This window comes from Herpetosiphon giganteus (genome assembly GCF_016907925.1).
In the GTDB taxonomy this organism is placed as follows: domain Bacteria; phylum Chloroflexota; class Chloroflexia; order Chloroflexales; family Herpetosiphonaceae; genus Herpetosiphon; species Herpetosiphon giganteus.
Genome location: NZ_JAFBCZ010000004.1, coordinates 98,906 through 125,302, shown reverse-complemented (window position 1 = coordinate 125,302; position 26,397 = coordinate 98,906). Strand labels below are relative to the sequence as shown.

Here is a 26,397-nt window from a genome sequence, read left to right as displayed (position 1 = left end):
AGAGCGTTTATGCTTCCCAAACTCGTTCAAAAAGCCAAAGTGCGGCCACATGTTCAGCAATGGTATAGGCCGCAAGCAATTGCAAGCCGCTGCCAGCAGAGGCCCATGTGCCGCCGCTAAGTGCTAATTCGGTTGTTTCAACCGCGATAATCAATAATGGTAGTACCAACGGAAAAGCCAAAATCGTAAACAATGAGCCTTTGCCATCAGCTTTGGCTACCAAGGTTGCCAAAATTGTCGTTGCCCCAGCGAGGGCCAAACCGCCCAAACTGAGCGTGGCCAGAAACAAGCCAACTTTGGCAATTGTGACATTCAATAAGCCAATAAAGAGCAACGTGACCAGCGTTTCGAGCAAGGCCAAAATCAATAAATTGACCACTAATTTGCCCAAATAGACTGCCAACGCTGGTACATTCAAGCGCAATAAGGTTGCGGTGTGGGCCTCTTCCTCACGTACAAACGTCCGTGATAAGCCATTCATCGCCGCAAAAAAGATTGCAATCCACAAGAGCACTGCCAAGGTTGCTGCCGAGCGCGGGTCGCGACTTAGGCCCAACGGCCCTAAGCGAAAACTCACCATCACCGCAGTTGTGACTGCAAACAATGCCATTGCATTCAAGGCATAGCGAGTACGTAGCTCGATTTGTAAATCTTTATAGGCAACGGCCCATGCAGCCTGCCAAAATGCTGGTTTAGCCACGGGCAGCGGCTCCTACAGTCAAAACAAGATCTGCCCAAGTTGCATCGCGATCATCGTTGGTTGCCAAAACGGTTAGGCCATGCTGGCGCTGTTGTTCAACCAGTTGGGCCACAAATTGGCGACCATGCTCATCGAACATGGCAGTTGGCTCATCGAGCAGCAACACTGGTGGTTTGGCTAACAGGGCAATTGCATATTTCAAACGTAGCGCCATGCCCGATGAAAAATGTGCCACCCGCTCATGCTCGCGCGTAGCCAACCCAACCTGTGCCAATAGCTCGCACCAATAGGCTTGCTCGGCGGCCAAACCACGGGCTTTGGCGAGAAATTGCAAATGTTCCAGCGCACTCAATTCGCGATACAAGGCCACATCCGGCCCAACAAAGCCAATCCATGGCCGCATGGTGTTTGGGCTATAGGTTTGGCCTTGCCATTGATAGGCAATTTTGCCAGCACTTGGGCGTTCGAGACCACATAACAGGCGCAAAAAGGTCGATTTGCCTGCGCCATTTGGGCCACGCACCGCCAAAACTTCGCCCCAATGCAATTCGCCCGCCAACTGGTCGTAGACCGGGCGGGTGCTGTAGGTTTTGGCAAGGGCTTGCCAGCTCAGTTGTAGCGCCGCATCTGTTCGATTCATCACAGAGTCTATTGTATCATAGCCAATTGGCGCTTTGATGCTCTCCAGCTTAGGATTTCAGGTTGGGTTCTTTAAGGGAATTTTGATATCTAGCTGGTTAGATAGATTGTTTTTTGGGCCATTTGTCCTATAGCAGGTCTAGTTCTCATCGGCAATACTAAAAGCCTAGACCTACTAGCCAATTGAGGAGGACCCCTATGAACAACAGGCGGCTGGCCCTGTTAATGAGTTTGTGTGCAGTGTTATTTGGCTTTGCTGTGGCCAAACAACCTGTACTAACAAGCGCTAAAGTCCTATTAACTCAAACCCCATCAGATAGTACTATAGTACCATCCGAAACGGCTACTCCCAGTTTAACGGCTACTCCATGTCCAAGCTACTATCCGCTTAATCAAGCACAAGCACCGAATAGCACACAGACATTAGGCCCAACCCGCACGACGGTTCCAACCCCAAATTACTATCCTTGTTATGTGCATCCGGCTCTGGTTCTGAGTGGGCCTAGCCAAGTTCAAGTTGGGGAATTGTTTACCTTATCGATTGCCTATGAAAATATTGGCATGCAACATACAACGATTCGATTAAACGATGATTATTTAGCGCGCTTTGATCCACCATTAGCCATGCCATGTAAATATGATCAGCATCCAACCCGCTGTCAGAGCATTACGCTGCGTGCTACCAGTGCTGGTGTTTTGGTAATCGAGGCGCAAGCAAGAGGCGAATCGTTTAATAATGGTTGGTTTTGGAGTGGGGCAAGTGCCAAAACTCCCTTGACAATTAATATTGTCGATCCAAATGCTACGCCAATACCAACCGCAACGTGTGTCGTAACTACAGCAGTACCCACAGTCTATACTGCAACACCAACACCTGCTGGTCGCCAAGCACCACAGTTGACCCAAACCCCAACGCCATGTGTTGCAACCCCAACGTTCACGCCAACCCCAACGGTGGATGGCTATATTTGCGATAGCACTCCAGGCGACAATCAACAAGGCCGCGTACCCCAAATAACCCAACCACCATGTACGCCTGTGCCAACGCCAGTCAGTGCTAGTCCAACCGTTACGCCGATTGTCAAAGAACTGATTTTGAGTGCTCCCAACTTGGTTAATGTTGGCGAGGCCTTCAGCTTGACCATCCAGTATGTCAATATTGGCGTGCCCTATACCGGCATCACACTTAGCCCAACCGGAACCGTGCAATTTGACCCACCAATGATCATGCCGTGTAAATTCAATGAGCATCCCACCCACTGCCGCACGATTGGCTTACGCGCCGTTGCGCCTGGCACAATTGAGATTGATGCTGGGGCGACGGGCGAAGTACCTGTTGCTGGCGGTGGCTGGGCATGGGGTAGTGCTCGCGCCCGCAATCCTATCACAGTACGAGTGCTGGTTCTCGACCATAAACTCTTTGTTCCGATGGTCAAAACCCAATAGTTCGTTGATTCAGGCATGGCCAATCGATCGTCGTTATGGCGATCGGTTGGCATTTAACAAGCTATATTTCGGGTGTTATTAATACGTTTTTAATATCTATATTGCTAGATAGGTTAGTTTTTGGGCCATTTGTCCTATAGCGGGTGTAGTTCTCATCGGCAATACTAAAAGCCTAGACCTACTATCCGAATAGAGGAGGACTCCTATGAACAACAGGCGGCTGGCCCTGTTAATGAGTTTGTGTGCAGTATTATTTGGCTTTGCTATAGCCAAACAACCTGCACTAACAAGCGCCAAGGTCTTATTAACTCAAACCCCATCAGGTAGTACTATAGTACCGTCAATGACGGTTACTCCTACGGCGACAGCTACTCCTAGCTGTTTTCCACGGGGTGAGAATAGCCAAGCGCGGGTTCCCAATTTAACTCCGACGCTGCCACCAAGTGGCACGCCAACGATTACCGCAACCGCAGATCCCTGTTTTGTGCAACCTGAACTGATTTTGAGTGGCCCAAGCCAAGTGGTGGTTGGCCAAGTCTTTACACTATCAATCCAGTATATCAATCTTGGCATGCCCTATGCCAGCATTGGATTCAACAATTCCTCGTTGTCCCAGTTTGATCCAGCCTTGACCATGCCCTGTAAGTATAACGAGCATCCAACCGGCTGTAGCAGCATTACCATTCGCGCTACGAATGTTGGAACGTTAGTGATTAATGCGACAGCAACCGGCGAATCGTATAATCATGGCTGGTATTGGGGCTGGGGTTCGGCTCGCGCGCCGCTCGTGGTCACAATTAGCGATCCGAACGCAACGCCAACCTTTACGCCAAGTAATCCATGTATTACGCCAACCAGCACGCCAACACCAAATCTTGGGCAACGCCAAGCGCCACAGTTGACCCAAACACCAAGCAACCCATGCGTTACGCCAACGTTTACGCCAACGCCAACTGGCACACGCACGGCAACACCAACGTTGCCAAGTTATCCGTGCTATACGCCAACAACGTTGCCAATGCAACAAGCACCCCAAGTGACGCAAGCGCCGTGTACGCCAACCCCAACGCCAACCGGCACACGCACAGCAACGCCAACGTTTCCAAGTTATCCGTGCTATACGCCAACAACGTTGCCAATGCAACACGCGCCCCAAGTGACGCAAGCGCCGTGTACGCCTACGCCGACGTTCACGCCGACCGGAACGCCAGATCTAGAAGCGACACCATGTCCAACCAATTTGGCACTTCGTGCTAGTCCATGTATTGGTACGCCAACGAACACACCAGCGAGTGGCAGCCCGACGGTTACGCCGATTGTTAAAGAACTGATTTTGAGTGCTCCCAACTTGGTTAATGTTGGCGAGGCCTTCAGTCTGACGATTCAGTATGTCAATATTGGCGTGCCCTATACTGGCATCACGCTTAGCCCAACCGGAACTGTACAATTCGACCCGCCGTTGACGATGCCATGTAAATTTAATGAACATCCAACCCACTGCCGCAAAATTGGTTTACGCGCCATCGCTCCTGGCACGATCGAAATTGATGCTGGGGCAACCGGCGAAGTGCCAATTGCTGGCGGCGGTTGGGCATGGGGCAGCGCTCAAGCTCGCAATCCGATCACAGTACGAGTGCTGGTTCTCGACCATAAAACCTTTATCCCGATCGTCAAAACTCAATAGAACATTGCTTCAAGCATGCCCAACCGATCGTCATAACGACGATCGGTTGGTGTTTAAGCAGCAATTCTCGGCTACAATGGCAGCAGTTCTTTGCTTTTGGAGGTTGCAATGGAGATCAAATGGACACCATGGCGCGGGCAGTTTGTCAAAGGCGAAACGCCCAAGGATGCAGGCTGTGTCTTGTGCGTCAAGCACGAAGAATCAAATGATCCTGCAAATCATGTGCTCTATCGGGGCCAATTTAGCTATGTGCTGATGAATTTGTATCCCTATAATCCAGGCCATTTGATGATTGTGCCCTATGCCCATACCAATGATTTTGCCAATCTACCAGCTACAACTGCCGCCGAAATTATGCATTTGACGCAGCGCTCAGCGGCAATTTTGAGCACGGTGATGAATCCACATGGCTACAATTTGGGCATGAATTTGGGCCGCCCAGCAGGCGCAGGCATCGACGAACATTTGCATATGCATATCGTGCCACGCTGGAACGGCGATACCAACTTTATGCCATTAATTGGCGGCGTGAAGCTGATTCCCGAAGCCATGGATGATACCTACGCCGCCTTAGTTGGCCATTTTCAAGCGTTATAACTATTTACTCAAATCGATGAGCACATCGCGAATGCGCTCGGTGATTGAGCGAGCGGCTGGTGAGGGCGTAGCGCTTTGGTTAACCGAGCGCTGCTGCTCAAGATAATTGTGGGTTGCTTGTTGGCGCTCGGCAACCATCACGCCCAAGCGTTCGGCTAACGATGGATTTTTGGCATACAACGGCGCTAAATCGTGGCGTTCAATCACAATCGTGCGCGTATCTTCTTCGGCAATGACGCTGGCCGAACGTGGCTCATCCATTAACATGCCACGTTCGCCAAACACATCACCAGCCCCTAAATGCGAAACCACAAGTGGCGGCTGATCATCGTGGGCAACTTCGACACGCACTTTGCCGCGCGTAATCGCATACAAAATATGTTCATGGCGGCCTTGATGGGCCAAAATTTCGCCTCGCTCAAATAAGCGAATTTCCACATGCTCGGCTAAAAAGCGTAATTCTTGTTCGTGCATTCCATCAAGCAGCTTGATGCGGCGCAGGCGATCGAAAATTTGTTCAGGCGTGTAATCAAGCCGCCGTTGGCGACTAGCCTGTTCTGGGCGGGTCAGCACCATTTCATTTGAGGCAAAATGAATGCCTTGACGCTGAAAAACATACCAAATCCGGCTGAGCGCATCGCCTTGCAACTGCGGAAAATCATCATAGTTGCTGATCCAACATTTAACTTCGTAAGTTGTCGAAAAGGCGGTGTAGTTGCGCACAAACACAAACGGCTCTGGTTGGGCAACAACGCCACGGCTCGAAAGCACTGCCTCTTTCAACAGTTCGCGCACCATCATCGGCGGGTGCATACAATCGACAGTAACCGCAACCCGCATGGCGACTGGCAAACCAGTTGCGCTCATATTGATAATTTGTTGTTGGGCAATAATCGTGTTGGGGATGACGACCACTTGACCATCACGCGGCTTGACCCGAATCGCCCGCCAGCTCATTTCCAAAACGCGGCCATAACCAGTTTGAGCATCGATAAAAATCCAATCGCCAGGTATAAAAGGCCGTTCCATTTGCAGTGCGATGCCCGCAATCACATTTTTGAGCAAATCTTGCAGCGCTAGCCCAACCACGGCAGTAAAAACGGTTGAGCTGAGTAGCACGGTGCCAATTTGCACTTGGAAGAAGTGACCAATACAAATCAGCAACGTCATGAGCAGCACAAAGCCGCGCGCAATGTCGCGCATCAAGCGTGGAATAGCATTGGGCCGACCATTGGCAGCCAAACGCCGCACGAGCAGTTGGTCGCCAATATGCAAAATTACAGCAATAATTGAAACGGTAACGATTGTTTGCAGAATTTTGGTGAGCAGCGGCCAGTGTTCAAGCTGTTGATCCGACCATAAACCAACGAGGCCAGCAGCGCTGAGCGCCAAAAATTGACCAAGCATGTTCAAGCCGCTGATCAACCCAAACCGCCGCCCAAGTCGAATTAACAGCCGCAACCCTGCATAGCTGCCAACGCCCCAGAGCATTGGCTGAATAATATGCTCAAATACACTTAACATAAAAATAGCTTAAGGTTTTGGTTCGGCCATGTCAAGCACCCAATATGGGCGATCTTCAGCGTAGGCAAGGCCAATGCCAACATGGCGATAGGCACAATTGGTAATATTAGCGCGATGCGGGCCATCCACTGGCTCATCCATCCATTGGGCCACTACTTCTGCTGGCGTTGCAAACCATGCAGAAATATTTTCGCCGCGCCGAATAAATTGGTAGCCTGCTTGCTCAAGCCGCTCGCTATAGGTGCGGCCATCGCTGCTGACGTGATCGATCTTTTGATGTTGGGCCATGTCGTCGGCATGGGCTTGGGCGATACTTTGCAAGCGTGGCTCAAACACCAAGGCCACACAATCGGTTTTTTGGCGTTCGCGATTAACTGCCAGCAAGACATCGAGTTTGAGATCACCAGAACTGGTAAGGCTAGCGGTCACTTGGATGGTGGGCGCGGTAGTTGGGCTGGCTTGGCTGGTGGCACTGGCTGCGACGCTTGGGGTTGTGGTTTCTGAGCTGGTTGTGGTTGCGGTTGAAGCGGGTGTAATGCTGGCGAGAGTTGGTAATACACTCGGGCTGGCAGTTGGGTTGGTAGCGCTCTCAAAGCGAATCACCGTTCCATTGAGGCGTGGTGCAACCCACCACACCCCAATGATCACGCCAAGCACGAGGCCAAACAGCACTAAGCCAAGGCCACGTAGACTATTTGCCATAGGCCGCAATTTGGCTCAGCACATCGCTAATTAATGCGCTAAACATGGGCTTGGCGGTTTCGCCTGCTTCCAACACTTCCTCGTGGTTGGCTGGTGGCGCGTCGGGGTGGGCAATGTTGGTGATTAGCGAAATGCCCAAGACGCGCATGCCACGATAGCGGGCCACAATTGCTTCCGGCGCGGTCGACATCCCAACTGCATCAACGCCAATTCCGCGCAGATAGTTCATTTCAGCGCCAGTTTCAAACGAAGGCCCTGCCAACATTGCATATACGCCTTCGCGCAAGGTTGCCCCAGCCCGTTCGGCGGCAACTTTGGCCATCGCACCTAATTCTGCATCATAGGCATTGAGCATTGCTGGGAAGCGTGGGCCAAGCGTATCGTCGTTGTGGCCGCGCAACGGGTGAAAACCAGCCATGCCTGGTAAAAAGATATGATCAGCAATCCGCATTAAATCGCCAACCTGCCAATTGGCATTCAAGCCACCAGCAGCGTTGGTCACAATCAGCGTATCGGCTCCCAAGGCGCGCATCACATGCACTGGCAAGGTCACTTCATCCATGCCATAGCCTTCGTAGAAGTGAAAGCGCCCGCGCATAGCCAGCACTGAAACCCCGCCCAGCTCGCCCAACACCAGTTCGCCGCGATGGCCGGGCACTGCCGAAGGCGCAAAGCCTGGAATATCGCTGTAGGAGACGACAACCGGATTTTGAATATGGTCAACCAGTTGGCTCAAGCCAGAGCCAAGGATAATTCCCACTTGGGGCACACGATCGGTATAACGACGAATGGCAGCGACCGCGCCATCGATTGCTTGGGTGCGATTGGTGGTCATGAATTGAAATCCTTTGCAACAATAGCCACATTGCTATGGCCGCAGGCATTATATCCGACTGAGAATTTCGCGTTTTTTGGCTTCAAAATCTGCATCAGTAATTAAATTTTTCTGCCGCAGATCGTTTAAGCGCAGCAACAATTCTTCAACATCATTATCGTTCGGGCGTTGATACGGTGGCACAAAATTTTTATAGGCATTGACCGATTGCATATACATCGCTGGTTCGCGGTCGTGTTCTTCTTTTGCATTCAACATGGCGCGTTTAAATTCAAGTGGCGCACGAATAAATGCGAAGAAGTTATCACTGTTTTCATTGGCAGTTTGAACTTCAAGATCGCCATAATTAAACATCCGACCCATAAATGTTTGGCGCATTTGCACATCGTTAATTTTATCGAGCGATGAGTCGAGGCTCGCTTTATTAATAATGCCTCGGAGATGAATCACCCGCCGATCGGTTAATAAAAACTTCTCATTGCGCCAACGCAGAAAATCAATGACAGCACTCGCCAAAATGAGCAAAATAATTGCAATTAAAATCACTTGCACATATGGTTGAATCGCTTGCCATTTGTCGCTCTCAAGCCTAGTAATAAAAAAAATCGCGGCAACCATAATTGCCATCACAACGACTTCAAAGCCAATGCGTCCCAAGAAAACGAACGGATGCTGATGGGCTTCATATTTAATATCTTCGTTTTCAGCTAAGAGTTGCTCAACATAGCTCATTGGTTGTGCTCCTTTAGGGGAATCGCGGCTAGTGTAGTGGTAAGCTATAGGCTTGTCAACCACGCACTAAATTGAGAAATTGGGTCGATTTTAGCTCACGCTCTAAAACTTGGTTCAATGAAGCTTTCAATACTGCTCGCGCTTCATGCACGGTTGCTGGTGCTGGCGCAAGGCTGGCGACGGTCTCTAAAGGCATGCGCGCCAAGTAGCGTAAGAATTTGAAGGTATTGAGATTGATCGGCAATGTTCGTGGCTCGCTGCTGGAACATTGTTGACATAAAACACCTCCAGTGATTGGGCTATAGCGATCGGCCTCTGGGCTAAGCTCGCGCTCACAGTTGGCACAGTGAAATAGGTGTGGGCGGTAGCCCGAAAGAATCAGCGTGTGTAATTCATAATACCGCAAAATGACATCGCGGCGCACAACTTCATCCAACACATCAAGCGCCGCCAGGGTTTCGCATGTGAGCCGAAACAGCGCCGGATTATCGCTCTCGTCGGCGGTCATTTGGTCGAGCAATTCGGCCACATAATAGCCTTGGCTGATGCGCGAAAGATCTTCGCGCAGGCTGCGAAACGGCTGCACAACCCGACTTTCGGTCACAACATCGAACGATCGGCCTTTGGCTAATTGCAAGCGGGTATGAATAAATAGCTCTAAATGGCCAGCCAGCTTGCTGGTCATTTTGCGCACGCCGCGCGCGGTGACGCTGAGCTTGCCATATTGCGGCGTGTAGATCGTCAAAATTCGATCGGCCTCGCCAACATCGGAGCGGCGAATAATCAGCGCCTCGGTGGTATATAATCGGTCGCGCATGCTGGCTCCTTCTAGCTTCGGTTAATGATCTGTAGCCATTGTTTAACGTTGGTTTTTAGCTGCTGGCGTTCGCTGCTGGGCAAGGCCCGGAGCACGCGCTCGATCAAGGCTTCGCTGACCAAACTTGGGGCCAAGCGCTGCACCGTCATAACGGCGGTGAGCAGCTGCTTAAGATCGTGGTCACTAATCCGTTGATCAAACTCGCTAACTTGATTGAGCGCATAGCCAGCCTCGTGCAATGTGAGCGTCATCGCCGCCGCATCAGCTAATTCAAACTCCCAGAGTTGCTCATTAAGCTCAGCATAGGGCGGTAAATTTGGCAAATTGGCAATCTCGCTGAGCAAACTTGGTTCGCTGGCCTCAAGTAACAAGGCTGGGCGGGCTAATAATTGGCTGCGGTCGCTTTGCCATTGCTCAAACAGCGTTTGCAAATCGTGCGGCACAGGCCGATCGCACCAGCGCTGCAAAAATGCCTGCATTTGACTGGCCTGAATGCCACGTTGCAAGGCTTGGCTATACGAATGGGCGGTTAATCGAACAATCATTGTGCCATGCGTATCAGTCGATTGCCACTCGGTAATCCGTTGAATTTGAAAGCGTGGCAATGGCTCGACGCTTGGCGGAACCCGAATTAAGCCATCGCTGGCAAGCTGAAGTTGGCCTGCAAATTGGCTTGGCTCATGCCCAGCATGCAGCAAATGACTCGCCCATTGGGTCAGCCGCAAGGCCTGCGGATGCTTCATTTGATCGATGTCAAGCAAGCCCAGCCAGAACAATGGCCCTTGGCAGGCGGCGGTAATCCATGCGCCTTCGACTTCGTGCCAATGTTGCCAACCATTCAACTGCTCGCCATGCTGATTTTCAATGTTCGGTTGCTCAAAATCGCTGCGCAAAAGTTCTGGATAGCTTGCCTGCATCTGTGCCAGCAAATCATCAAAGCCTAACCATTGATCGCTTGGCGCAGTTTGTAAGCATTGCCAAAGCTGTTGGCGAGCGTTTTGCAGATCGAATTGGGCTTGGATTTGCAGTTCAGTGAGGCTGAATTCATCAAAATCGCTGCCAAGCCAGCCATTGAATAGCTGCTCAAGCCGTTGTTTGGGGCTGGCTTCAAGCCAATGCAACGGATTTCCGGCGAGTTGCAATTGTTGATTATTGATTTGCAACAAGCCAGCTTCAAGCGCACAGCTGCGAATCCAAGCTAATTGGCCAAATTGACGTTCACTTGTTGGCGTAGAAACTGCTATGCGTTGACAGATTAGCCGTAAGCCTTCCCGTTCAAGCTGTAATTGGCGCGTCAGTTTCAGCGCTTGCTGATAACACACAGCCAAAACTGTAGTCAGCACGCTTTCAGTTTGGCTGCGATCAGCCTCGACCCACGTGCTTGGTCTGGCATATTCGTGCCATATTGGCAAATTTGGGGCCGAAACTGCTGGCAAAGCTTGCAACCAATCGCTAAAAATCACGTAATACTCGCCGTCTACAGCTTTGAGCGGCTGAATTAAGCCCAAAACATACAAGCGCTCAAGCACTGAAGCTTGACCATGCAGGGCCAAGAGATAGGCCCGAGGAGTGACAATATCACGATGTGAGCGAATTTTGCCATACTCACGTTCAAGCGTTTTGGCCGCTAGCTTACCACCAGCAGCGATCACTCGATCCAACGCCGAACGTTCAGCGCTGGATAACCGCGCCACCACGGCTTGAATTGACGCTGGTTGACCAAGCTCAGCGGCATCGGCAACCTGCCACAAATGCGCCAATACATGGCGTTCGCTAGTTGGCAGGCTGGCCAGCCAATCGATTGAAGCATGTGTTCGTGTCATAAAGAAATTATACCCTTTACATTGCAGCATGATTGCATACAATTTGGAAGAATCCGTTTTCGCTAATTGAAGGAGCGCACCTGTATGGAATGGTTATCTGACCCGCAGACTTGGATTTCCCTATTAACCTTGACCCTGCTTGAAATCGTCTTAGGGATTGACAATATTGTCTTTATTTCGATCTTATCGGGCAAATTACCAAAAGAGCAACAAGCTAAAGCCCGCCAAGTTGGTTTGGCCTTGGCCTTATTTACGCGGATTGGGCTTTTGTTCTCGCTTTCATGGGTTATGGGTCTGACCAACACGCTCTTTACCGTGTTTGGCCAAGCAATCTCAGGCCGCGACTTAATTCTCATTTCTGGGGGGTTGTTCCTGCTCGGTAAAGCAACCTTTGAAATTCACGAGCGCTTGGAAGGTACCGAGCATCACGAACAAAATGTTAAAGCTAAATCGTTTAACTCGGTAATTGCTCAAATCTTGGTTTTGGATATTGTCTTCTCGCTCGACTCGGTAATTACCGCCGTTGGGATGGTCGATCATATTCAGATTATGATTGCAGCAGTGATTATTGCCGTTGGCGTGATGTTGCTCTCAGCAGGTAAAATTAGCGATTTCGTCAACAACCACCCAACTGTCAAGATGTTGGCGCTCAGCTTCTTGCTCCTCATTGGTATGTCGTTGGTGGCCGAAGGCTTCGATCAACACATTCCAAAAGGCTATATCTATTTCGCCATGGGCTTCTCGGTCTTGGTTGAAATGCTCAACTTGCGGGTCAAGAAAGTTACCCAAAAACCAGTCGAATTGCGCCAACCTTCGTATTTGCAAGAAGCCGTCGAAGAAAGCACCAAATAACCCAACTTTAAAAAATTTATTACCCAACAGCGTATTGGCATGTGTCGATACGCTGTTGGCGTTAAGCGCTTGTTTGCAATCGCCCTTCATTTTAGTGGTATGAGGTGATCCACCATGAAACTGCGTTGGATTCATTACATGTTGCTGTTCGTACCGTTGGCAGTGGTCGCAGAATTCTTGCTGCACAACGATATGCTGACCTTTATCTTTTCGGCCTTGGCGCTCGTTCCGCTGGCGGGATTTTTGGGCGAAGCAACCGAAGAATTGTCGATTCATACCGGGCCAAAAATTGGTGGCTTGCTCAATGCAACGCTTGGTAATGCCGCCGAATTGATCATCACGATTGTGGCTTTGAAAGCAGGCAAAATTGAACTGGTCAAGGCTTCGCTGACTGGCTCGATTATTGGTAATTTGCTGCTGATTATCGGGTTTAGCTTTTTGCTCGGTGGCTTGAAAAACGGCAAGCAGAAGTTTGATCGCGGCCTGACAGGCATGTCGGCCTCCTTGATGACGCTGGCGGTGATTGGCCTGATTATTCCAACCCTGTTTGAATTGCTCAAAGAAATCGCCGACCCCAACTTAGCGCTTGATGTATTCAAAACCCAAGTTGATGATCCGCAGTTGCGGGCAATTTCGATTGGCGTGGCAGCTGTATTGATCATTGTCTACATTTTGAGCATGATTTACATTCTGCGCGATGGCGATTCGGGTGCGGTTTCGCATACGGGCTTTGAAGAAACCGATGAAATCGAAAGCCACCAAGCCAATATGAGCGTCAAAACCGCAATTGGTATTTTGGTGGTCTGTACCTTGGCAATCGTCTTTATGAGCGAAGCCTTGGTTGGCGTGGTCGAGCCAGTCGCCCGTTCGTTGGGCGTGCGCGAGCTGTTCTTGGGGATTATTTTTATTCCGATTGTGGGCAACGTGGCCGAGCACTTGGTCGGCGTGCAAGCGGCGCTCAAAAATAAAATGGATCTTTCAATGACGATCTCATTGGGATCAAGCACCCAAATTGCGCTCTTTGTTGCGCCGCTGTTGGTCTTTATTAGTATGCTGTTTGATCAACAGATGACGCTGTTTTTCAGCTTGTTTGAAGTGATGGTGCTTGGCCTAAGCGTGATTATCGCCACCTTCGTTTCGATGGATGGCGAGAGCAATTGGCTTGAAGGCGCGATGCTGCTGGCGGTGTATATCATTGTCGGCATTGGCTTCTTCTTCGTCGGCTAAACCAAAACCCGCCTGTTGGGCTACAACAGGCGGGTTGTTTTTTTAATTATGGCGGGCGCTATTGCGCTTTTTGATGTAGTCGATGCCATCGCGCAGGGCCAATGGTGGATGGCCAATTAATTGCTCGGTTGCCGATTGCGGCGCACTATTATCAAGGCTTAGCATGGTTAATTGGGCTGGCGTAACTGGCGGTTTGGGCAAGATTTTATCCATCATAAACACTGCTGGCTTCATCAATTGCACTGGCACATAGATTTTGCTGCGTTTTTTGCCCAATTTTTGCATAATCAGATCAAGCATTTGCTCGTAGGTCAGGGCATCTGGCCCGCCCAACTGATAAATTTGGCCAATTGTGCTGCGATCATCCAAGGCCTTGATGAAGGCATCGATCACATCATCGCGCCAAACAGGCTGAAATTTGGTTTTGCCATCGCCGACCACTGGCACAAACGGCGCTGGCGCAATCATCAACGGGCGACGCACCAAATCGGCCAAGGTATTGATAAATTCATCGCCCTCGCCAAAAATCACCGATGGCTGAAACACCGTCCACTCTAAGCCGCTGGCCTCAACATATTTTTGGGCGCGAAATTTGGTGTCCATATAGGGCAAATTGGGGTCGTTGACCACGCCAAGCGCACTCATATGCAAAAAGCGCTTGACTCCCGCCGCTTTGGCTGCATCGACGACATTGACCGTTGCTTGATAATTCATGCGCTCAAACGTAATGCCGCCAGAGCGTTCGCGAATAATTGCCACCAAATGAATAACCGTGCTGACTCCTTTCATCGCAGCCAGCAACGATTCTGGATCAGTCACATCGCCTTTGACGATTGAAATATTGCCAGCGACCAACTTTTGGGCTTTTTCCGGAGTGCGAACGAGCACCCGCACTGGCTCAGGGCGTTGGCGTAATTTTTCAATCAAGCGTGAGCCAACGTAGCCAGTGCCACCAGTTACTAAAATCATACATGCCCCCATTGATCAAGCGGAAACTCGCGGTTGAGCTTGCGCAAGCGCCAGAGAATTTTGGGTAAATAGGCTAATTTTGCCCCAAACGAAAGGCTTGCCCGCTGATTAAACACATCATAATCATTGCGCACAATCTGATCAAGAATCCCACGATAGACGGTTGCTGCTGTGGCCACTGCAAAACGCGAATCGGGGTGCAGCAGGCCAATGCCTTGCCAACTTTCTTCGTAGAGTTGATGGGCGCGCTGCATTTCAAATTGCAATAATTGCTGCATTTGTGGGCTACGCACGCCATTCAAAATATCAGCTTCGCGCACCCCAAAGCGTTCTAAATCTTCTTGAGGCAAATAAATGCGGTTGCGGCGGGCATCCTCGCCAATATCGCGCAAAATATTGGTTAATTGCAAGGCTACGCCCAATTTGATGGCATAGGGCACTGCTCCAGCGGCATAGCCAATCACCTGCATGCTGAGCAAGCCGACCACCGAAGCCACCCGATAGCAATAGAGCCATAAATCGCTAAACGTAGCATAGCGATTAATCGACAAGTCCATCTCGACACCAGCCAATAATTCGGCTTCAAGTTTGCTCGAAATTCTGAACTCGTTGCGCACATTGTGCCATGCCAAGGGTACAGGGTCATCGTGGCGGGGCGTTGAACGCAAGGTATTGAGCCAATGTTGCAAGCGTTCTGGGGCAGATTCTGGGTGCATGTCCACCAAGTCGTCGCTCGTTCGACAAAAAGCATACAAAACCCGAATTGCATCACGCTTACGGACTGGTAACAATTGGGTACTAAAATAAAAACTTTTTGAATGCACGTTGGTTAGCTCAGTACAATGAGCATAAGCGTTATTGAGCCATTGGTTGCTGAGTTGATGTGAAACGCTCTCGGCAACCGTGGGAATAAATTGGGCTGGCAAAGTCAATCCAGCGCACATCTGAGGATCGAGCGAAGGCCAAGACATAGCACATCCTTCCTGCTACAGACTCACCATGGTTTGCTGTTAGGTGCTACGCAAACATTTCGGGTTTGGATGAGTCGGCGCAAGAATTAGGCCAATAATTCTTCGATGGTATCGCAGGCTTGCTCGGCGTTATAGCCCAAAAAGCTGCCAGGCAAGGTTTTTTGCTGTTCTTTGCCGCTCAGCGCAGCCCCGCCATAGCCAATAATCAGCGGTTTGGTCAGCTTATTCAGCTCCTGCAAAAGATGCGCTGCTTGGCTATAATTTTCTCTGGTGGTTGCGCTCAAGGCAACTAATTTTGGTTTTAAACGCTGCACGGTGTGTAGTAATTCAGAGGTTGGTAGGTTGCTGCCAAGATAAATCACCCGCCAGCCACGGCGCATCAAAAACAGCGCCACCATCATCACGCCAAGCTCATGCTGCTCGCCTGGCACAGTGGCCACAATAATCAAGCCTCGATTGGAGCGGGTGCGGGCCTGATGAATCAGGTTACTTAATTTCAATGACATAAACGCTGTAGCAGCATGTTCCTGTGAGATTGAAATTGTGCCTGCATGCCAGCCATCGCCAATTGCCACCATGACTCGTTCAATCACCTCGATACACACGGTTTCAACTGGATATACGCTGAAGGCTTGGTTTAAAATAGCCTCAGCTTTCAGCACATCGAAGCTGAGCAATGCTTGGACACATTTGTTGCTGAGGTCTTGCAAGCCTGCTGCATCATTGGTTGTTGGCTGCTCGATTGCGCTGCCTGTTTGCAGCAAGGCTACTGCTTGGCTGATGGTCAAGCCTGATTCAGTTTGTTGGCGCAGCCAATCGATCATCGCTATATCGCGTTCGGAATAGGCTCGTTGGCGGCCTTCGGTACGCTCAGGAAATGGCATGCCATAACGTCGTTCCCAAGCGCGCAGCGTATCGGCGGCAACGCCAGTGCGTTGCACCACAGCTTTGGTGTTATACAACGGCTCTTGGCTAAATTGGCTAAAACGATTGCTTATTCTGCTCATTAAACTCCACCAACGTCTTTACGAGATAACCCGACCAATTGCCAAAGCGTTGATTGGGGCAAGTTGTTGTTTCAGAACCGTCCAGGTTCGGCCCCGATCGCTCGAAACCCAAACTTCGCCAGCATTGGTGGCTGCATACAGGCTATCGATTTGATAGGCCACTTGCAGCAAACAACTCCATTGACCAACTTGACCCAGCTGTAAGCTTTGCCAAGCAGTGCCATCGTTGCGCTCTAATTGGTTGGAATCGCTGGCGATGCGAATGCTTGCTGGTGGTTGGCCCGCTAATTCAAGCTGCTGGCTTGGTGGAGTTGGCTCAGGCGTTGGCTCAAGCACGTGCCACGCTTGGCCGCCGTCGTTGGTTTGCCAGGCTTGCTCGCTGCTCCAAACCGTGGCTTGCATTGGGGCATCCGCTTGGCAAACAACTGCCCGAATTGCTTGATCAGCCAATTCAATCCCAACCGAAATCCAGCGATCGATTCGGCCTGGATTGCTGAGTAAAACCACGCCATGATCGGTGCCAATATAGAGTAATTGTGCTTGTGCCATCAGTTTGATCCTGCGCTAGAAAATTATGGGCAAAAGCCGTTGTAATTAAGCAATAATACGGCCACGGGTTGCGACAATTTGCACCGCGCCATCGCGTTGCTCAAACGAAATATGCAAGCCAGCAGCCCGTAAACTGGCAACAAATTGATCGCCAGCTAAAAATTGAATTCCGCCACTGAGCAAGAAAGTTTGGAATAAACGGCCTGAGCGCGAAGCTGCCTGTTGGGCTTGCATCCAAAAGCTGCGGCCAGCGGCTAGTAAACAGCGCCGCACCTCAGAAATCGCTCGATCAGGGCGCACAAACTCGTTGAGTGAGCCACCGCAAGCAACGCCAGCCAAACATTGGTCGGCAAAAGGCAGATCTTCGGCTAAACCACGAATATAGCTAATTTTGAGGCGTTTAGCGCGGCTGCGGCGTTGAGCTTCGCGCAACATTGGCAACGAATGATCAAGCGCCACGCAATGGCTATCGGCAGGGAGATTGGCGGCAATCGCGCGCGCATAGAGGCCATTCGAGCAGGCTAGGTCGAGATACAAGCCGCCGCGTTGGGGTGCGAGCTGGGCGATTAATAAAGCTACTTCTTCATCCACGGGGAAACTGCGCCCGCTGAGTTTGCTCAAGGCTTGCCAGCGCCAAAGCCGTTCGTAGCCCCACGCCGCCAGCGGCAAGCGATTAACGACTTGCGCGCCATTCCAAGCAGCCGAGCGTGGCAATAGATCAACGATCCCATCTCGGATTGGCCATTGCTGACCAACGGCGCTTACCAAGGTTCCCGACCAAACCATGCCATCGCGCCAACGAGCATCGTGCAAGCTGAGGCTGGTTTGCGAAACTGGACAGCGCAGCCATGGTAGTAAATCTGGATGCATACCTACCTCACCTAAAACGCCAACCTGCGGCGGATTGAGCTTAGTCGTTGTGCAGCACCCAACTGAGATCATCTGAAGCAACATGGCCATGTTCGATCAATTGGACAAAGAGATCGACCAATTCGGCCTGCCATTGGGTGTTGCGGCCTGAGCGTAAGACTTGGACAGCTTCGCTGCGGCTCATGCCTTTGCGATAGGGGCGGTCGGTCGTCATAGCATCGAAGCTATCAACCACGGCGATAATCCGCGCACCTAGGGGAATTGTATCACCAGCGATTCCGTGAGGGTAGCCTTTGCCATCCCAGCGTTCGTGGTGGTGGAGCACCATTGGCCCGACCGAAACTGAAAAGCGCATTGGAGCAACAATATTGGCCCCAATTTGCGGATGTTTCTTCATCTCTTCATATTCGTCGTCGGTCAGCTTGCCCTCTTTTTGCAACACGGTTTCGCGGATGATAATTTTGCCAATATCGTGCAGCAAGCCGCCATAACGAATCAAGCGGGCTTCTTTAGCATCGCAGCCATAGGCGGTTGCCAAGGCATGACTATACGAGGCCAAGCGCCGCAAGTGGCCTTCGGTGTAGGGGTCGCGCGATTCCACGGTGGTCGCTAAGGTGAAAATCACGCGCTCGGTGCTTTCGAGTTCTTCGGTTAGGCGGCGCACCCGCAACAGCGAACGAATCCGTGCCAACAAGACTGTGCGCTCAAAGGGCTTGTTGATAAAATCGTCTGCGCCCATCTCCAAGCCCAAAATCCGCGATTCATCATCGTTGAGGCCAGTGAGCATGGCGACTGGCAGCAATTGGGTTTCCTCGCGGTCGCGCAAGCGGCGGCAAACCTCAAAGCCATTCATCACGGGCATAGTCACATCGAGCAACACCAAATCTGGCATGCAAATTTGAATATCGTCGAGGGCTTCAACCCCATTGCGGGCGACGCGCACGGTGTAGCGCTCACGTTCAAGCACCCGTCGCAAGGTATCAATGCTACGAGCTTCATCATCAACGACTAAAATGATCTCCGACATGCTGATACCCTCAAGGTTGATTGCAAAGTGGATCGGAAGCTGAAACGAAACGCAATTGCGGCGGTTGGTTCTGCTGATCGGCAACAAGTGCCTGCATCGTCACGATTACATGCTGAAGATCTAAAAAATCGACCCAAGCAAGGCTGGCTTGCAGCTTGGGCGCGGCTTTCTGCCAATTCAATCCCAGTCCTTTGGGATTGCCCCGCGACCAATGTACCAGCGCGGCAGCTGTTTGGATGAGGCCTTGCAGCAAGCTGCGTTCAGCGCCGCTGCGTTGCAGCCATTGCACTTCCCACGCTTCGTGGGCATGCCAATAATGGCCAGCGTTAAACAGCTCGTAGCCTTGGATAAACTCGCTCGTTTGTTGCACAGGCACTTGCATACGACGGCAATTTTAGTAGCGCTTGACGCTAGGATCAACCTGCAGCGACCAGCGATCAATCCCGCCAGTCATATTCGTTAGTTGGCTGAAGCCAGCTTGCGTTGCCAAGGCATGACACACTTGGGCCGAGCGTCCGCCGTGATGGCAAAACACCACAATTTCGCGATCTTGGGGCAGCTCGCCGACCCACTCATTAATTTGGCTCATGGCTTTGTGTTCGCTCTTGGCGATGCTGGCAATCTCCCATTCGTTTGGTTCGCGCACGTCAAGCAGATACAAATCTTCGCCAGCTTCAATGCGGGCGGCAATCTCTTCGGCACTTTGATTGTTGTACATCTTAAGCTCCTTGGCTAGGGGCATTCCACCGCGGATGCCACAGGTGAATCCAAGCTGACCAATCGGCGACTGGTGGCTGAATCAATTGGCTAAAATAGCGACAATCCACTAGCGCTAATTCGGGCATTGTTGGCAGTTCGGCGGGGTGACCGCGCTCCCAAGCCTCGCGGCGTTGGGGAAAGTAGGCCACGGTTAATTTGCGCGATTGGCGGGAAAGCGATGAGGCAAAGGCTAAATTGGCATAGCGATTTGGGTAAACGATCACCCAATCGCCTTGGGCTGGTGCAATATGATACGAGGTTGGCATGCCTTGGTCGTTGTGCTCGCCAAAGGCTTGGGTTGGTTGCCATGCGACGGGCAGCGGAGCTTGATCCTGACATTGGGTGATCATGCGCACTGCGGCGGCAACAATTTGCTGATTTGTGCTTTGGAAACAATAAGCAGTGAGCCAATGCTCGCCATAGGCTGGTTTAAGCACGATCGACTTCCCTCGTATAATGAAGCATTAGGCGTTGGCTAAGCTTCGCCAACCAACCAGCGCCGCCAAACCCCAAGCTGTTCAACACAACATCGTCAATATCGACAACGCGATAGCCCAGCCAATATTGACCAAGCTCCACCACGCAGCTTAACCCAATCCCAATTAAGCACAGTTGCCAGAGTCGGAGTGCTGGTCGCCAGTAGGCTAAAAGCCACGCCGTGGGAGCAAACGCCGCTAGATTGCCGACTACATTAATCAAGGCAACCCGCCCGCCTTGCTGGATGGCGGCGCTAATCGTTGCCCCGACCTGCGCTTGAATAATGGGCTGGCTATTTCCACCACTCCAATTATGCCATGCTAGGCCAAATACGGCCAATGTATACAGGCTGCCAAGCCATAGATAGAAGGTTGATCGTTTCATGAAACATAACAAACGGGGACGAGAGACTCGTCCCCGCTCACTGTATCGTAGAACAGCTTAAGCTTTGGGCGCAGGCTTAGTGACAGCCGCAGCCGCCGCCTGCCCCGCTGCCACAGCCACCACCACTGGCAGCAGCTTCGCCATCTTTAGGTTTGAACGAGCTACCACAGCCACAGCTTGAGGTTGCGTTGGGGTTATCAATTTTGAAACCGCCACCCATCAAGCTATCGATGTAGTCGATTGATGCGCCACCAATGTATTGAGCGCTCATTGGGTCGACCAAGACGCGCAAGCCACTCGCGTAGAATTCGGTATCGCCTTCGTTGGTTTGATCATCGAAGCTCATACCATATTGCAAGCCTGAACAGCCGCCACCGGCCACAAAAACCCGTAGCGCATATTCATCGGACAATTCTTTTTCTTGCTTGATCGACAACAACCGATTTGCTGCTGATGCCGTCACCGTGACCAATGCTGGATCGATTTCAATTGCAGTCATTGGTTTTACTGCTACATCGCTCATTTGAGAGCCTCCTGTACCGGAAAATCAGGTTGACAACATGCCTTCAAATGGCATTTGCTTCCCTGTAGCATACTTGAAAAAAGCTTGAAACGCAAGCAAGGCTTGGCTTGTTTCAAGGGTAAAAAGCACATGCGCCAAGGGCCGATTCGGCCACCAATGGGCGTGAGCTTGTGCTGGAATTCAGCAGGGTTAATGAAGCTGTGCAATGTGCTGATACCTTAAACAGTATAGCACGCTCTACGGGGCTACGTTCGCTAGTTTTTCAATCAATTAATGTTAATCTTGTGCTAGATGTGGCTCGAAGCTATCGCCCCATTCTGCTTTGCGCGCTGCTTTCCATTGAGCATCACGTTTATTGATCGTTGTGTTGATCAATCCTTGGGGGGTGCACAGTTGCAATTGAATGCGCTGTGGTTGCTGAAAAGGATGGCGAATGATTCGCGCTGGCGCTGGCTGGGTTGGCTGGCGACTAACTGCGATATAGCTCCATTTTTCATCTTCGTAGCCCAGCTCTGCGCCTTTGAGGCTGCGATGAAAGCGGGTGCGCTCAATCCGCGTGGCAAAATGGCACCAATCATTGGTTTGCATTGGGCAGGTTGTTTGATGTGGGCAGGGTGCAATTAAATGGGCTTGCTGGCCAAGCAAAAACTCACGCGCTGCCAAAATCAATTCAAAGCCGCGCGGCGTTCCTGGCTCCACAATTAATAAGCTGCCGCTGGTGGCTTGCCAGGCTTGAGCAAATAATTGCTGGCGTTGGGTTGCGTTTAATTCACCCAACACATAGCCAATCGTAACCAAATCATAGCTGCCCACATTGCTCGAATTGGGCAAATTGGCTTGTTGCCAAGCGGCCTTTTGCAACGAGCTTGGGCCTGCTTGCATCAAGCGTTGGCCTAATTGGAGCATTGTGCTTTCGCGTTCGAGTAAATGATGCTGCTGAAGCGTTGGCCACACGAGGCTGGCGGCCCAGGTTGCTGCGCCAGTTCCGGCCCCAAGATCAAGCTGGGTTTGCGGTTTGAAATTTGGTTGGCGTTGGGCAATTTCGCTACAAGCAGCCTTGAGCGCGCCAAGGGTTGCGGGCATGCGCGTGGCGGCGTAGGCCAACACATCGGCGGCATTTTGCACAAATGGCGCGGTTGTGCGGCTATGGCCTTCGCGATAGCGCTCGGAAAGCCCGCTCGCAGCCGTGGCCAACCGCTTTTGATCAGTGCCCGTTAATTCCCGTTCCAAGGCAACCCGCAAGGCTGGTGGCAACATACCCAAACTCCTAGCATAAGTCAGCACTCCATGCTAGCCGATTTCGCTAAGTTATGCAAAATAAGCGCATGTAAATGTTGATCCACGAAGCGCACGAAGGATTGAAACCGCGAAGATCGCGAAGGACGTTTTTAGCCACGAATTGCACGAATTGCACGAATGTCAATTTTCATCCCTCATCCCTCATCCCTCATCCTTCATCCTTTCCGTTGGCCACAGATTAATTTGATTATTTACTATTCCCTTTTACCTTTTTTTCTAACTTCTGATTTTTGCCTTCTGCCTTTACTTTCATCCCTCATCCTTCATCCTTCATCCTTTGTTCTTGGTTGTCGTTTGCGTGAGGGTGATAGCCTCGTTTATAATGGAAGGCAGTTTTGAAGACGAGGCATATCCTTGATAGCTTTTTGGACAACCTATGGCTTCTATCTCTGGATCGGCAGCAGCCTATTGATTATTGGCTTGCTGGTCTGGATTGGGCGTTTAAGCAAACGTCTGCGTGCCACCGATCAACGGTATACTGCCCTCACCAAAGGCGTTGATGCTGAACATCTTGAAGATATTTGGCTGCAACGCTCGCTGCAAGTTGCGCATCACGATGATCAAATAACCACCCTCGAACGTGAAGTTCGGCGTTTGGGCCGCAGCAGCCTGCATCATGTTGGGCTGGTGCGTTTTAATCCATTTGGCGACGTTGGTGGCGATCAAAGCTATGCGTTGGCACTGCTTGATGGCGAACAAACCGGGGTTGTCCTGAGTAGTATTTATAGTCGCTCAGGTGTGCGCACCTACGCCAAAGCCGTGCAACGCGGCCAATCGACCCATACGCTTTCCGAAGAAGAAGTTGCGTCAATCGCGCAAGCGCTTGGGCAATTCGATGCACCGGAATCAGCAGCTCTACCCGCTACAACAGGAGGCAATTCATGAGCTTATTCGGCAACAAAAAAGTGGTACAACCAATCGCTCAATCACCAACCGGCAAGCCAGAAACCGTGATTGGAGCCAATACCACCTTTGTTGGAACCCTCAAATCCGACGGCAACGTGCGGGTTGATGGCTCTGTTGAGGGCGAAATCGAGGTGCTTGGCAATTTGATTGTTGGCTCAACTGGCCGCGTGATTGCGACGCTCAAGGCCCAAAATATCCACGTTTCAGGCGCTGTCAAAGGCCAAGTTGTCGCAACCGAGCAACTCGAAATCTCGCCTTCAGGCAAGGTTTGGGGCGATATTACCGCCGCTTCGTTACACATCGAGCCAGGCGGCTTGTTCCGTGGCCAAAGCAGCATGACATCCAATATCGATGAGCCATTGTTGCTCGATGCACCACGCTCACGCTTAAACGAAGAACCAAGCGGAGTTTAATTCCTCAAGCAGCGTTGTTAGCAATTTGTCATCATGGTTGGCTGATTTTGCCAAACCATTGTGCTAGGCTAACGCTGCTCTTTATCGATTGAGGAGGGTGTTATGGCTCGTTGGCGCTGGCCACAGTGGCGTAAACCCCAAATTCCGCAACCAACCCAATTGCGTAGCGGCGCAACGCTCGTGGTAACGTGGGGCTTAGCTGCGTTTGCGCTGTATCTCATGGTGCTGTTTGGCAGCTTGGTCGTTCAAGGCTATACCATGGAGCAGCAAGCCCAAGCCTTGGAGGCCGAAAACGCGCGCTTAACCGCCGAAAGCCAAAGCTTGCGTGATCGCGCCGCCTATGTGCGCTCCGATGCAGCGATTGAACTGGCTGCCCGCGATATGCTCGACATGGCCAAGCCTGGCGATGTGGTGCTCCATGTCAGCGTGGTTACGCCAACCCTGACAATTTCGCCAAGCATAACGCTAGACGAACCAGCAGCCGAGCCAGTTGTGCTGCCGCCAGCTGATCCAACGCCCAATTGGCGGCGGTGGTTGGCCGTGCTCTTTGATTCGTAAGCATACTAAGGATTGAGCGATTGGGCAACCAATCGCTTTTTTTATATGAAGTGTTCTGTCATTATTTTAAATTGGAATGGCCGCGCGCTGCTGGCCGATTGCCTGAATGCCTTATTGCCTCAGTGCGATGCTTCGATTGAAGTGCTGGTGGTGGATAATGGCTCGCACGATGGTTCGACGGCTTGGCTGCATCAACACTATCCGCACGTGCGTTTGCTGGCACTACCCAAGAATCGTGGGTTTAGCGGCGGGGTCAATGTTGGCTTACACGTGGCGCGTGGCGATGTATTGCTGTTGTTGAATAATGATGCAATCGTTGAGCCAAATTTTATTGCAGCTATTTTAGCGCCGTTTGAACAGCAGCCAACCCTCGCTGCCAGCGCTGGCGTGCTGACCTTTGCCCATCAGCCTACCATTATCGCCTCGGCTGGGATTCAGCTCTATCGTGATGGGGTGGCAACTGATGCAGGTTTATTGCAGCCAGTCGCTCAATTGGCGCAGCAGCCCTATCCAATTTGGGGTGGCAGTGGTGGTGCGGTGGCCTATCGGCGCGCCGCTTTAGCCGATGTTGGCATCTTTGATGAAGGCTATTTTGCCTATTTGGAAGATGTTGATTTGGCGTGGCGTTTGCAGTTGCGCGAATGGCAAACCGTGCTTGCACCCCAGGCCGTTGCGCGGCATATCTACTCGGCAACTGGTGGCGAAGGTTCGCCGTTCAAAGATTGGCTGATTGCCCGCAATCGCTGGCGGGCGATTCTGAGGTGTTGGCCAACGCCGTTGTTGGCCCGTGATTTGGCCTTGATGCTGGCCTACGATGGTTTAGCTTGTGCTCAGGCGCTTGTGCGCCGCCGCTGGACGACGGTTAGTGGCCGTTTGCATGCTTTCCGCCAATGGCCTCAATTGCGTCAGCAGCGTCAAGCAATTCAAGCTCGCCGCACTGCGGCAATCAATGAACTTGATCGCTGGATTCAACCAGCTCGTTCGCCGCTGGCGATTTGGCGTGAGAACCAAGCCTTGGCCCGCCTGATCAAGCAGCGTTAGGCTTGGCTAGCGGCGATCATCCGTTGCATACGTTGGTTAGCAGCGCCAGTTGTGATTGCTTGTTGGGCTTGGCTCATCGCTTCGCCAAACGATGCGGCGCGTTCGCAGGCAACCAGCGCAGCAGCAGCGTTCAGCAACACAATATCGCGGCGCGGGCCAGTATCACTGCCATCAACAATCGCCTTGGTCATGGCGACGTTTTCGGCTACCGAGCCGCCTGCAATTGCTTCACGTGGGGCGATGCTTAGGCCAAAATCACTGGGGCTAATTGTCGAGGCTTGGGGATTGCTGCCAGCGCGTACATCATAGACCAAGGTTGGGGCGCTGATTGAAATTTCATCAAGCCCATCGCTACCATGGACCACGAGCGCGCGCCGAATGCCCATTTTGCTCAGCGCATTGGCCAATTTTTCGGCTAGCTCGGCGTTGGCAACCCCAATCACCTGATATTCGGCGCGGGCTGGGTTGGTCAGCGGCCCCAACACATTAAAGATTGTACGAATGCCAATTTCCCGGCGTACCGGCCCAGCGTAGCGCATGGCAGGGTGAAACTTGGGTGCAAACATAAAGCCAATGCCTGCTTGGCGCAAACAGCGGGCCACACCTTCTGCATCAAGTTCGATATTCACGCCTAAGCCTTCGAGCACATCAGCTGAGCCACATTTTGATGACATAGCGCGATTGCCGTGTTTGGCCACGGTTGCGCCTGCGCCAGCAGCCACAAACGCCGCTGTGGTCGAAATATTGAAGGTATTCGAATGATCGCCGCCCGTGCCACAGGTATCGACCACGCCGCCATCGTGGGGCACTGCCAGCGATTTGGCGCGCATCACTTGGGCCATGCCTGCAATTTCTGCGTCTGTTTCACCTTTGAAATGTAATGCTGTCAGCAAGGCCGCGATTTGAGCTGGCGTGGCCTCGCCATTCATCATCTGCTCCATCACCGCCGCCGCATCGTCTTGGCTTAAATCCGCCCGATTGGTAACCGTAATAATGGCATCGCGAATCTGCATGGTCGCTCCTTGCAGCAAAACAACAAAAAAACAACGAGAGCAAATTGCCCTCG

Annotated in this window: 30 protein-coding genes; 9 read left to right on the top strand and 21 right to left on the bottom strand. The window is 51.6% G+C overall.

From position 1 onward, the window contains the following. Positions 1 to 7 precede the first annotated feature (7 nt). Positions 8 to 700, bottom strand: a complete 693-nt coding sequence (locus JOD20_RS04985; RefSeq protein WP_204754207.1) for a heme exporter protein CcmB — start codon at positions 698 to 700, stop codon at positions 8 to 10. Further along, positions 693 to 1,340, bottom strand: a complete 648-nt coding sequence (locus JOD20_RS04980) for an ABC transporter ATP-binding protein (protein ID WP_204754206.1) — start codon at positions 1,338 to 1,340, stop codon at positions 693 to 695. The genes JOD20_RS04985 and JOD20_RS04980 overlap by 8 nt, the downstream gene beginning before the upstream one ends. 197 nt (positions 1,341 to 1,537) lie before the next feature. Here JOD20_RS04980 and JOD20_RS04975 point away from each other — a divergent pair, with 197 nt between their 5' ends. The 3 genes from JOD20_RS04975 to JOD20_RS04965 all read left to right on the top strand — a co-directional run bounded on the left by JOD20_RS04975 (position 1,538) and on the right by JOD20_RS04965 (position 5,066). Continuing rightward, entirely contained in the window at positions 1,538 to 2,785 is a 1,248-nt protein-coding gene (locus JOD20_RS04975; RefSeq protein WP_204754205.1) for a hypothetical protein, read from the top strand. A 205-nt stretch (positions 2,786 to 2,990) separates the two neighbouring features. Then, complete coding sequence (locus JOD20_RS04970; RefSeq protein ID WP_204754204.1) at positions 2,991 to 4,469, top strand: hypothetical protein; 1,479 nt, start codon at positions 2,991 to 2,993, stop codon at positions 4,467 to 4,469. Between the two features lie 108 nt (positions 4,470 to 4,577). Next, positions 4,578 to 5,066 carry an HIT family protein gene (locus tag JOD20_RS04965; protein WP_204754203.1) on the top strand — a complete coding sequence of 163 codons (489 nt, stop codon included), beginning with the start codon at positions 4,578 to 4,580 and terminating at the stop codon, positions 5,064 to 5,066. Here JOD20_RS04965 and JOD20_RS04960 read toward each other — a convergent pair whose 3' ends face one another. From JOD20_RS04960 to JOD20_RS04935, 6 genes are read right to left on the bottom strand one after another with little or no spacing between them, the layout of a single operon-like run. After that, entirely contained in the window at positions 5,067 to 6,590 is a 1,524-nt protein-coding gene (locus JOD20_RS04960) for a mechanosensitive ion channel family protein (RefSeq protein ID WP_204754202.1), read from the bottom strand. It abuts the gene before it with no gap. A 9-nt stretch (positions 6,591 to 6,599) separates the two neighbouring features. After that, the gene (locus JOD20_RS04955; RefSeq protein WP_204754201.1) at positions 6,600 to 7,292 is read right to left on the bottom strand and encodes a CAP domain-containing protein; all 693 of its coding nucleotides are present in this window, start codon (positions 7,290 to 7,292) and stop codon (positions 6,600 to 6,602) included. Next, the gene (locus JOD20_RS04950) at positions 7,282 to 8,127 is read right to left on the bottom strand and encodes a purine-nucleoside phosphorylase (protein ID WP_204754200.1); all 846 of its coding nucleotides are present in this window, start codon (positions 8,125 to 8,127) and stop codon (positions 7,282 to 7,284) included. The genes JOD20_RS04955 and JOD20_RS04950 overlap by 11 nt, the downstream gene beginning before the upstream one ends. A 48-nt stretch (positions 8,128 to 8,175) precedes the next feature. Continuing rightward, positions 8,176 to 8,859: a PH domain-containing protein gene (locus JOD20_RS04945; RefSeq protein WP_204754199.1), complete on the bottom strand. Its 684-nt coding sequence runs from the start codon at positions 8,857 to 8,859 to the stop codon at positions 8,176 to 8,178. Positions 8,860 to 8,914: 55 nt separating this feature from the next. Then, a complete protein-coding gene (gene recO, locus JOD20_RS04940; RefSeq protein WP_204754198.1) occupies positions 8,915 to 9,676 on the bottom strand; it encodes a DNA repair protein RecO in 762 nt (253 codons plus the stop codon). Between the two features lie 11 nt (positions 9,677 to 9,687). After that, positions 9,688 to 11,499, bottom strand: a complete 1,812-nt coding sequence (locus JOD20_RS04935; RefSeq protein ID WP_204754197.1) for a helicase-associated domain-containing protein — start codon at positions 11,497 to 11,499, stop codon at positions 9,688 to 9,690. 84 nt (positions 11,500 to 11,583) lie between these two features. Here JOD20_RS04935 and JOD20_RS04930 point away from each other — a divergent pair, with 84 nt between their 5' ends. After that, positions 11,584 to 12,351, top strand: coding sequence for a TerC family protein (locus JOD20_RS04930; RefSeq protein ID WP_204754196.1), 768 nt, complete (start codon positions 11,584 to 11,586; stop codon positions 12,349 to 12,351). A gap of 114 nt (positions 12,352 to 12,465) precedes the next feature. Next, positions 12,466 to 13,578 (top strand): calcium/proton exchanger, encoded by a 1,113-nt coding sequence (cax, locus tag JOD20_RS04925; protein WP_204754195.1) that lies wholly within the window; start codon positions 12,466 to 12,468, stop codon positions 13,576 to 13,578. Positions 13,579 to 13,620: 42 nt separating this feature from the next. Here the strand turns inward: cax and JOD20_RS04920 are convergent, their stop codons facing one another. The 12 genes from JOD20_RS04920 to JOD20_RS04865 all read right to left on the bottom strand — a co-directional run bounded on the left by JOD20_RS04920 (position 13,621) and on the right by JOD20_RS04865 (position 22,371). Then, positions 13,621 to 14,547: an SDR family oxidoreductase gene (locus JOD20_RS04920; RefSeq protein WP_204754194.1), complete on the bottom strand. Its 927-nt coding sequence runs from the start codon at positions 14,545 to 14,547 to the stop codon at positions 13,621 to 13,623. Continuing rightward, positions 14,544 to 15,518 carry a phytoene/squalene synthase family protein gene (locus tag JOD20_RS04915; protein WP_204754193.1) on the bottom strand — a complete coding sequence of 325 codons (975 nt, stop codon included), beginning with the start codon at positions 15,516 to 15,518 and terminating at the stop codon, positions 14,544 to 14,546. Before JOD20_RS04915 ends, JOD20_RS04920 begins: the two co-directional genes overlap by 4 nt. 86 nt (positions 15,519 to 15,604) lie before the next feature. Beyond that, positions 15,605 to 16,525: a MerR family transcriptional regulator gene (locus tag JOD20_RS04910; RefSeq protein ID WP_204754192.1), complete on the bottom strand. Its 921-nt coding sequence runs from the start codon at positions 16,523 to 16,525 to the stop codon at positions 15,605 to 15,607. An 18-nt stretch (positions 16,526 to 16,543) separates the two neighbouring features. Then, positions 16,544 to 17,074 (bottom strand): hypothetical protein, encoded by a 531-nt coding sequence (locus JOD20_RS04905; RefSeq protein ID WP_204754191.1) that lies wholly within the window; start codon positions 17,072 to 17,074, stop codon positions 16,544 to 16,546. A 45-nt stretch (positions 17,075 to 17,119) separates the two neighbouring features. Next, positions 17,120 to 17,944, bottom strand: coding sequence for a methyltransferase domain-containing protein (locus JOD20_RS04900; protein WP_204754190.1), 825 nt, complete (start codon positions 17,942 to 17,944; stop codon positions 17,120 to 17,122). A 40-nt stretch (positions 17,945 to 17,984) separates the two neighbouring features. After that, complete coding sequence (locus JOD20_RS04895; protein WP_204754189.1) at positions 17,985 to 18,971, bottom strand: HD-GYP domain-containing protein; 987 nt, start codon at positions 18,969 to 18,971, stop codon at positions 17,985 to 17,987. A gap of 10 nt (positions 18,972 to 18,981) precedes the next feature. Further along, complete coding sequence (locus JOD20_RS04890; protein ID WP_204754188.1) at positions 18,982 to 19,341, bottom strand: DUF309 domain-containing protein; 360 nt, start codon at positions 19,339 to 19,341, stop codon at positions 18,982 to 18,984. Between the two features lie 24 nt (positions 19,342 to 19,365). Then, complete coding sequence (locus tag JOD20_RS04885; RefSeq protein ID WP_204754187.1) at positions 19,366 to 19,689, bottom strand: rhodanese-like domain-containing protein; 324 nt, start codon at positions 19,687 to 19,689, stop codon at positions 19,366 to 19,368. A gap of 1 nt (position 19,690) precedes the next feature. Next, on the bottom strand, positions 19,691 to 20,167 hold the full coding sequence (locus JOD20_RS04880) for a hypothetical protein (RefSeq protein WP_204754186.1): 477 nt from the start codon (positions 20,165 to 20,167) through the stop codon (positions 19,691 to 19,693). After that, a complete protein-coding gene (locus tag JOD20_RS04875; RefSeq protein WP_204754185.1) occupies positions 20,160 to 20,591 on the bottom strand; it encodes a VanZ family protein in 432 nt (143 codons plus the stop codon). The genes JOD20_RS04880 and JOD20_RS04875 overlap by 8 nt, the downstream gene beginning before the upstream one ends. Positions 20,592 to 20,667: 76 nt before the next feature. Then, positions 20,668 to 21,114, bottom strand: coding sequence for an iron-sulfur cluster insertion protein ErpA (gene erpA, locus JOD20_RS04870; protein WP_204754184.1), 447 nt, complete (start codon positions 21,112 to 21,114; stop codon positions 20,668 to 20,670). Between the two features lie 276 nt (positions 21,115 to 21,390). Beyond that, positions 21,391 to 22,371 carry a small ribosomal subunit Rsm22 family protein gene (locus JOD20_RS04865; RefSeq protein WP_204754183.1) on the bottom strand — a complete coding sequence of 327 codons (981 nt, stop codon included), beginning with the start codon at positions 22,369 to 22,371 and terminating at the stop codon, positions 21,391 to 21,393. Positions 22,372 to 22,767: 396 nt separating this feature from the next. Here JOD20_RS04865 and JOD20_RS04860 point away from each other — a divergent pair, with 396 nt between their 5' ends. The 4 genes from JOD20_RS04860 to JOD20_RS04845 all read left to right on the top strand — a co-directional run bounded on the left by JOD20_RS04860 (position 22,768) and on the right by JOD20_RS04845 (position 25,331). Next, a complete protein-coding gene (locus JOD20_RS04860; RefSeq protein WP_204754182.1) occupies positions 22,768 to 23,298 on the top strand; it encodes a DUF4446 family protein in 531 nt (176 codons plus the stop codon). Then, positions 23,295 to 23,732, top strand: a complete 438-nt coding sequence (locus tag JOD20_RS04855) for a bactofilin family protein (RefSeq protein WP_054534256.1) — start codon at positions 23,295 to 23,297, stop codon at positions 23,730 to 23,732. Before JOD20_RS04860 ends, JOD20_RS04855 begins: the two co-directional genes overlap by 4 nt. A gap of 102 nt (positions 23,733 to 23,834) precedes the next feature. Next, on the top strand, positions 23,835 to 24,290 hold the full coding sequence (locus JOD20_RS04850) for an FtsB family cell division protein (protein ID WP_204754181.1): 456 nt from the start codon (positions 23,835 to 23,837) through the stop codon (positions 24,288 to 24,290). A gap of 45 nt (positions 24,291 to 24,335) precedes the next feature. Beyond that, entirely contained in the window at positions 24,336 to 25,331 is a 996-nt protein-coding gene (locus tag JOD20_RS04845) for a glycosyltransferase family 2 protein (protein ID WP_204754180.1), read from the top strand. On the opposite strand, the gene trpD is transcribed toward JOD20_RS04845, so the two are convergent. Beyond that, positions 25,328 to 26,344 carry an anthranilate phosphoribosyltransferase gene (trpD, locus tag JOD20_RS04840; protein WP_204754179.1) on the bottom strand — a complete coding sequence of 339 codons (1,017 nt, stop codon included), beginning with the start codon at positions 26,342 to 26,344 and terminating at the stop codon, positions 25,328 to 25,330. The genes JOD20_RS04845 and trpD overlap by 4 nt on opposite strands. Positions 26,345 to 26,397 lie beyond the last annotated feature (53 nt).

What these genes read in the sequence shown, in the direction of transcription:
- JOD20_RS04980 (WP_204754206.1), bottom strand. Translation starts at nt 1,340, where the DNA reads ATGAATCGAACAGATGCGGCGCTACAACTGAGCTGGCAAGCCCTTGCC.
- JOD20_RS04975 (WP_204754205.1), top strand. Translation starts at nt 1,538, where the DNA reads ATGAACAACAGGCGGCTGGCCCTGTTAATGAGTTTGTGTGCAGTGTTA.
- JOD20_RS04970 (WP_204754204.1), top strand. Translation starts at nt 2,991, where the DNA reads ATGAACAACAGGCGGCTGGCCCTGTTAATGAGTTTGTGTGCAGTATTA.
- JOD20_RS04965 (WP_204754203.1), top strand. Translation starts at nt 4,578, where the DNA reads ATGGAGATCAAATGGACACCATGGCGCGGGCAGTTTGTCAAAGGCGAA.
- JOD20_RS04960 (WP_204754202.1), bottom strand. Translation starts at nt 6,590, where the DNA reads ATGTTAAGTGTATTTGAGCATATTATTCAGCCAATGCTCTGGGGCGTT.
- JOD20_RS04955 (WP_204754201.1), bottom strand. Translation starts at nt 7,292, where the DNA reads ATGGCAAATAGTCTACGTGGCCTTGGCTTAGTGCTGTTTGGCCTCGTG.
- JOD20_RS04950 (WP_204754200.1), bottom strand. Translation starts at nt 8,127, where the DNA reads ATGACCACCAATCGCACCCAAGCAATCGATGGCGCGGTCGCTGCCATT.
- JOD20_RS04945 (WP_204754199.1), bottom strand. Translation starts at nt 8,859, where the DNA reads ATGAGCTATGTTGAGCAACTCTTAGCTGAAAACGAAGATATTAAATAT.
- recO (WP_204754198.1), bottom strand. Translation starts at nt 9,676, where the DNA reads ATGCGCGACCGATTATATACCACCGAGGCGCTGATTATTCGCCGCTCC.
- JOD20_RS04935 (WP_204754197.1), bottom strand. Translation starts at nt 11,499, where the DNA reads ATGACACGAACACATGCTTCAATCGATTGGCTGGCCAGCCTGCCAACT.
- JOD20_RS04930 (WP_204754196.1), top strand. Translation starts at nt 11,584, where the DNA reads ATGGAATGGTTATCTGACCCGCAGACTTGGATTTCCCTATTAACCTTG.
- cax (WP_204754195.1), top strand. Translation starts at nt 12,466, where the DNA reads ATGAAACTGCGTTGGATTCATTACATGTTGCTGTTCGTACCGTTGGCA.
- JOD20_RS04920 (WP_204754194.1), bottom strand. Translation starts at nt 14,547, where the DNA reads ATGATTTTAGTAACTGGTGGCACTGGCTACGTTGGCTCACGCTTGATT.
- JOD20_RS04915 (WP_204754193.1), bottom strand. Translation starts at nt 15,518, where the DNA reads ATGTCTTGGCCTTCGCTCGATCCTCAGATGTGCGCTGGATTGACTTTG.
- JOD20_RS04910 (WP_204754192.1), bottom strand. Translation starts at nt 16,525, where the DNA reads ATGAGCAGAATAAGCAATCGTTTTAGCCAATTTAGCCAAGAGCCGTTG.
- JOD20_RS04905 (WP_204754191.1), bottom strand. Translation starts at nt 17,074, where the DNA reads ATGGCACAAGCACAATTACTCTATATTGGCACCGATCATGGCGTGGTT.
- JOD20_RS04900 (WP_204754190.1), bottom strand. Translation starts at nt 17,944, where the DNA reads ATGCATCCAGATTTACTACCATGGCTGCGCTGTCCAGTTTCGCAAACC.
- JOD20_RS04895 (WP_204754189.1), bottom strand. Translation starts at nt 18,971, where the DNA reads ATGTCGGAGATCATTTTAGTCGTTGATGATGAAGCTCGTAGCATTGAT.
- JOD20_RS04885 (WP_204754187.1), bottom strand. Translation starts at nt 19,689, where the DNA reads ATGTACAACAATCAAAGTGCCGAAGAGATTGCCGCCCGCATTGAAGCT.
- JOD20_RS04875 (WP_204754185.1), bottom strand. Translation starts at nt 20,591, where the DNA reads ATGAAACGATCAACCTTCTATCTATGGCTTGGCAGCCTGTATACATTG.
- erpA (WP_204754184.1), bottom strand. Translation starts at nt 21,114, where the DNA reads ATGAGCGATGTAGCAGTAAAACCAATGACTGCAATTGAAATCGATCCA.
- JOD20_RS04865 (WP_204754183.1), bottom strand. Translation starts at nt 22,371, where the DNA reads ATGTTGCCACCAGCCTTGCGGGTTGCCTTGGAACGGGAATTAACGGGC.
- JOD20_RS04855 (WP_054534256.1), top strand. Translation starts at nt 23,295, where the DNA reads ATGAGCTTATTCGGCAACAAAAAAGTGGTACAACCAATCGCTCAATCA.
- JOD20_RS04850 (WP_204754181.1), top strand. Translation starts at nt 23,835, where the DNA reads ATGGCTCGTTGGCGCTGGCCACAGTGGCGTAAACCCCAAATTCCGCAA.
- JOD20_RS04845 (WP_204754180.1), top strand. Translation starts at nt 24,336, where the DNA reads ATGAAGTGTTCTGTCATTATTTTAAATTGGAATGGCCGCGCGCTGCTG.
- trpD (WP_204754179.1), bottom strand. Translation starts at nt 26,344, where the DNA reads ATGCAGATTCGCGATGCCATTATTACGGTTACCAATCGGGCGGATTTA.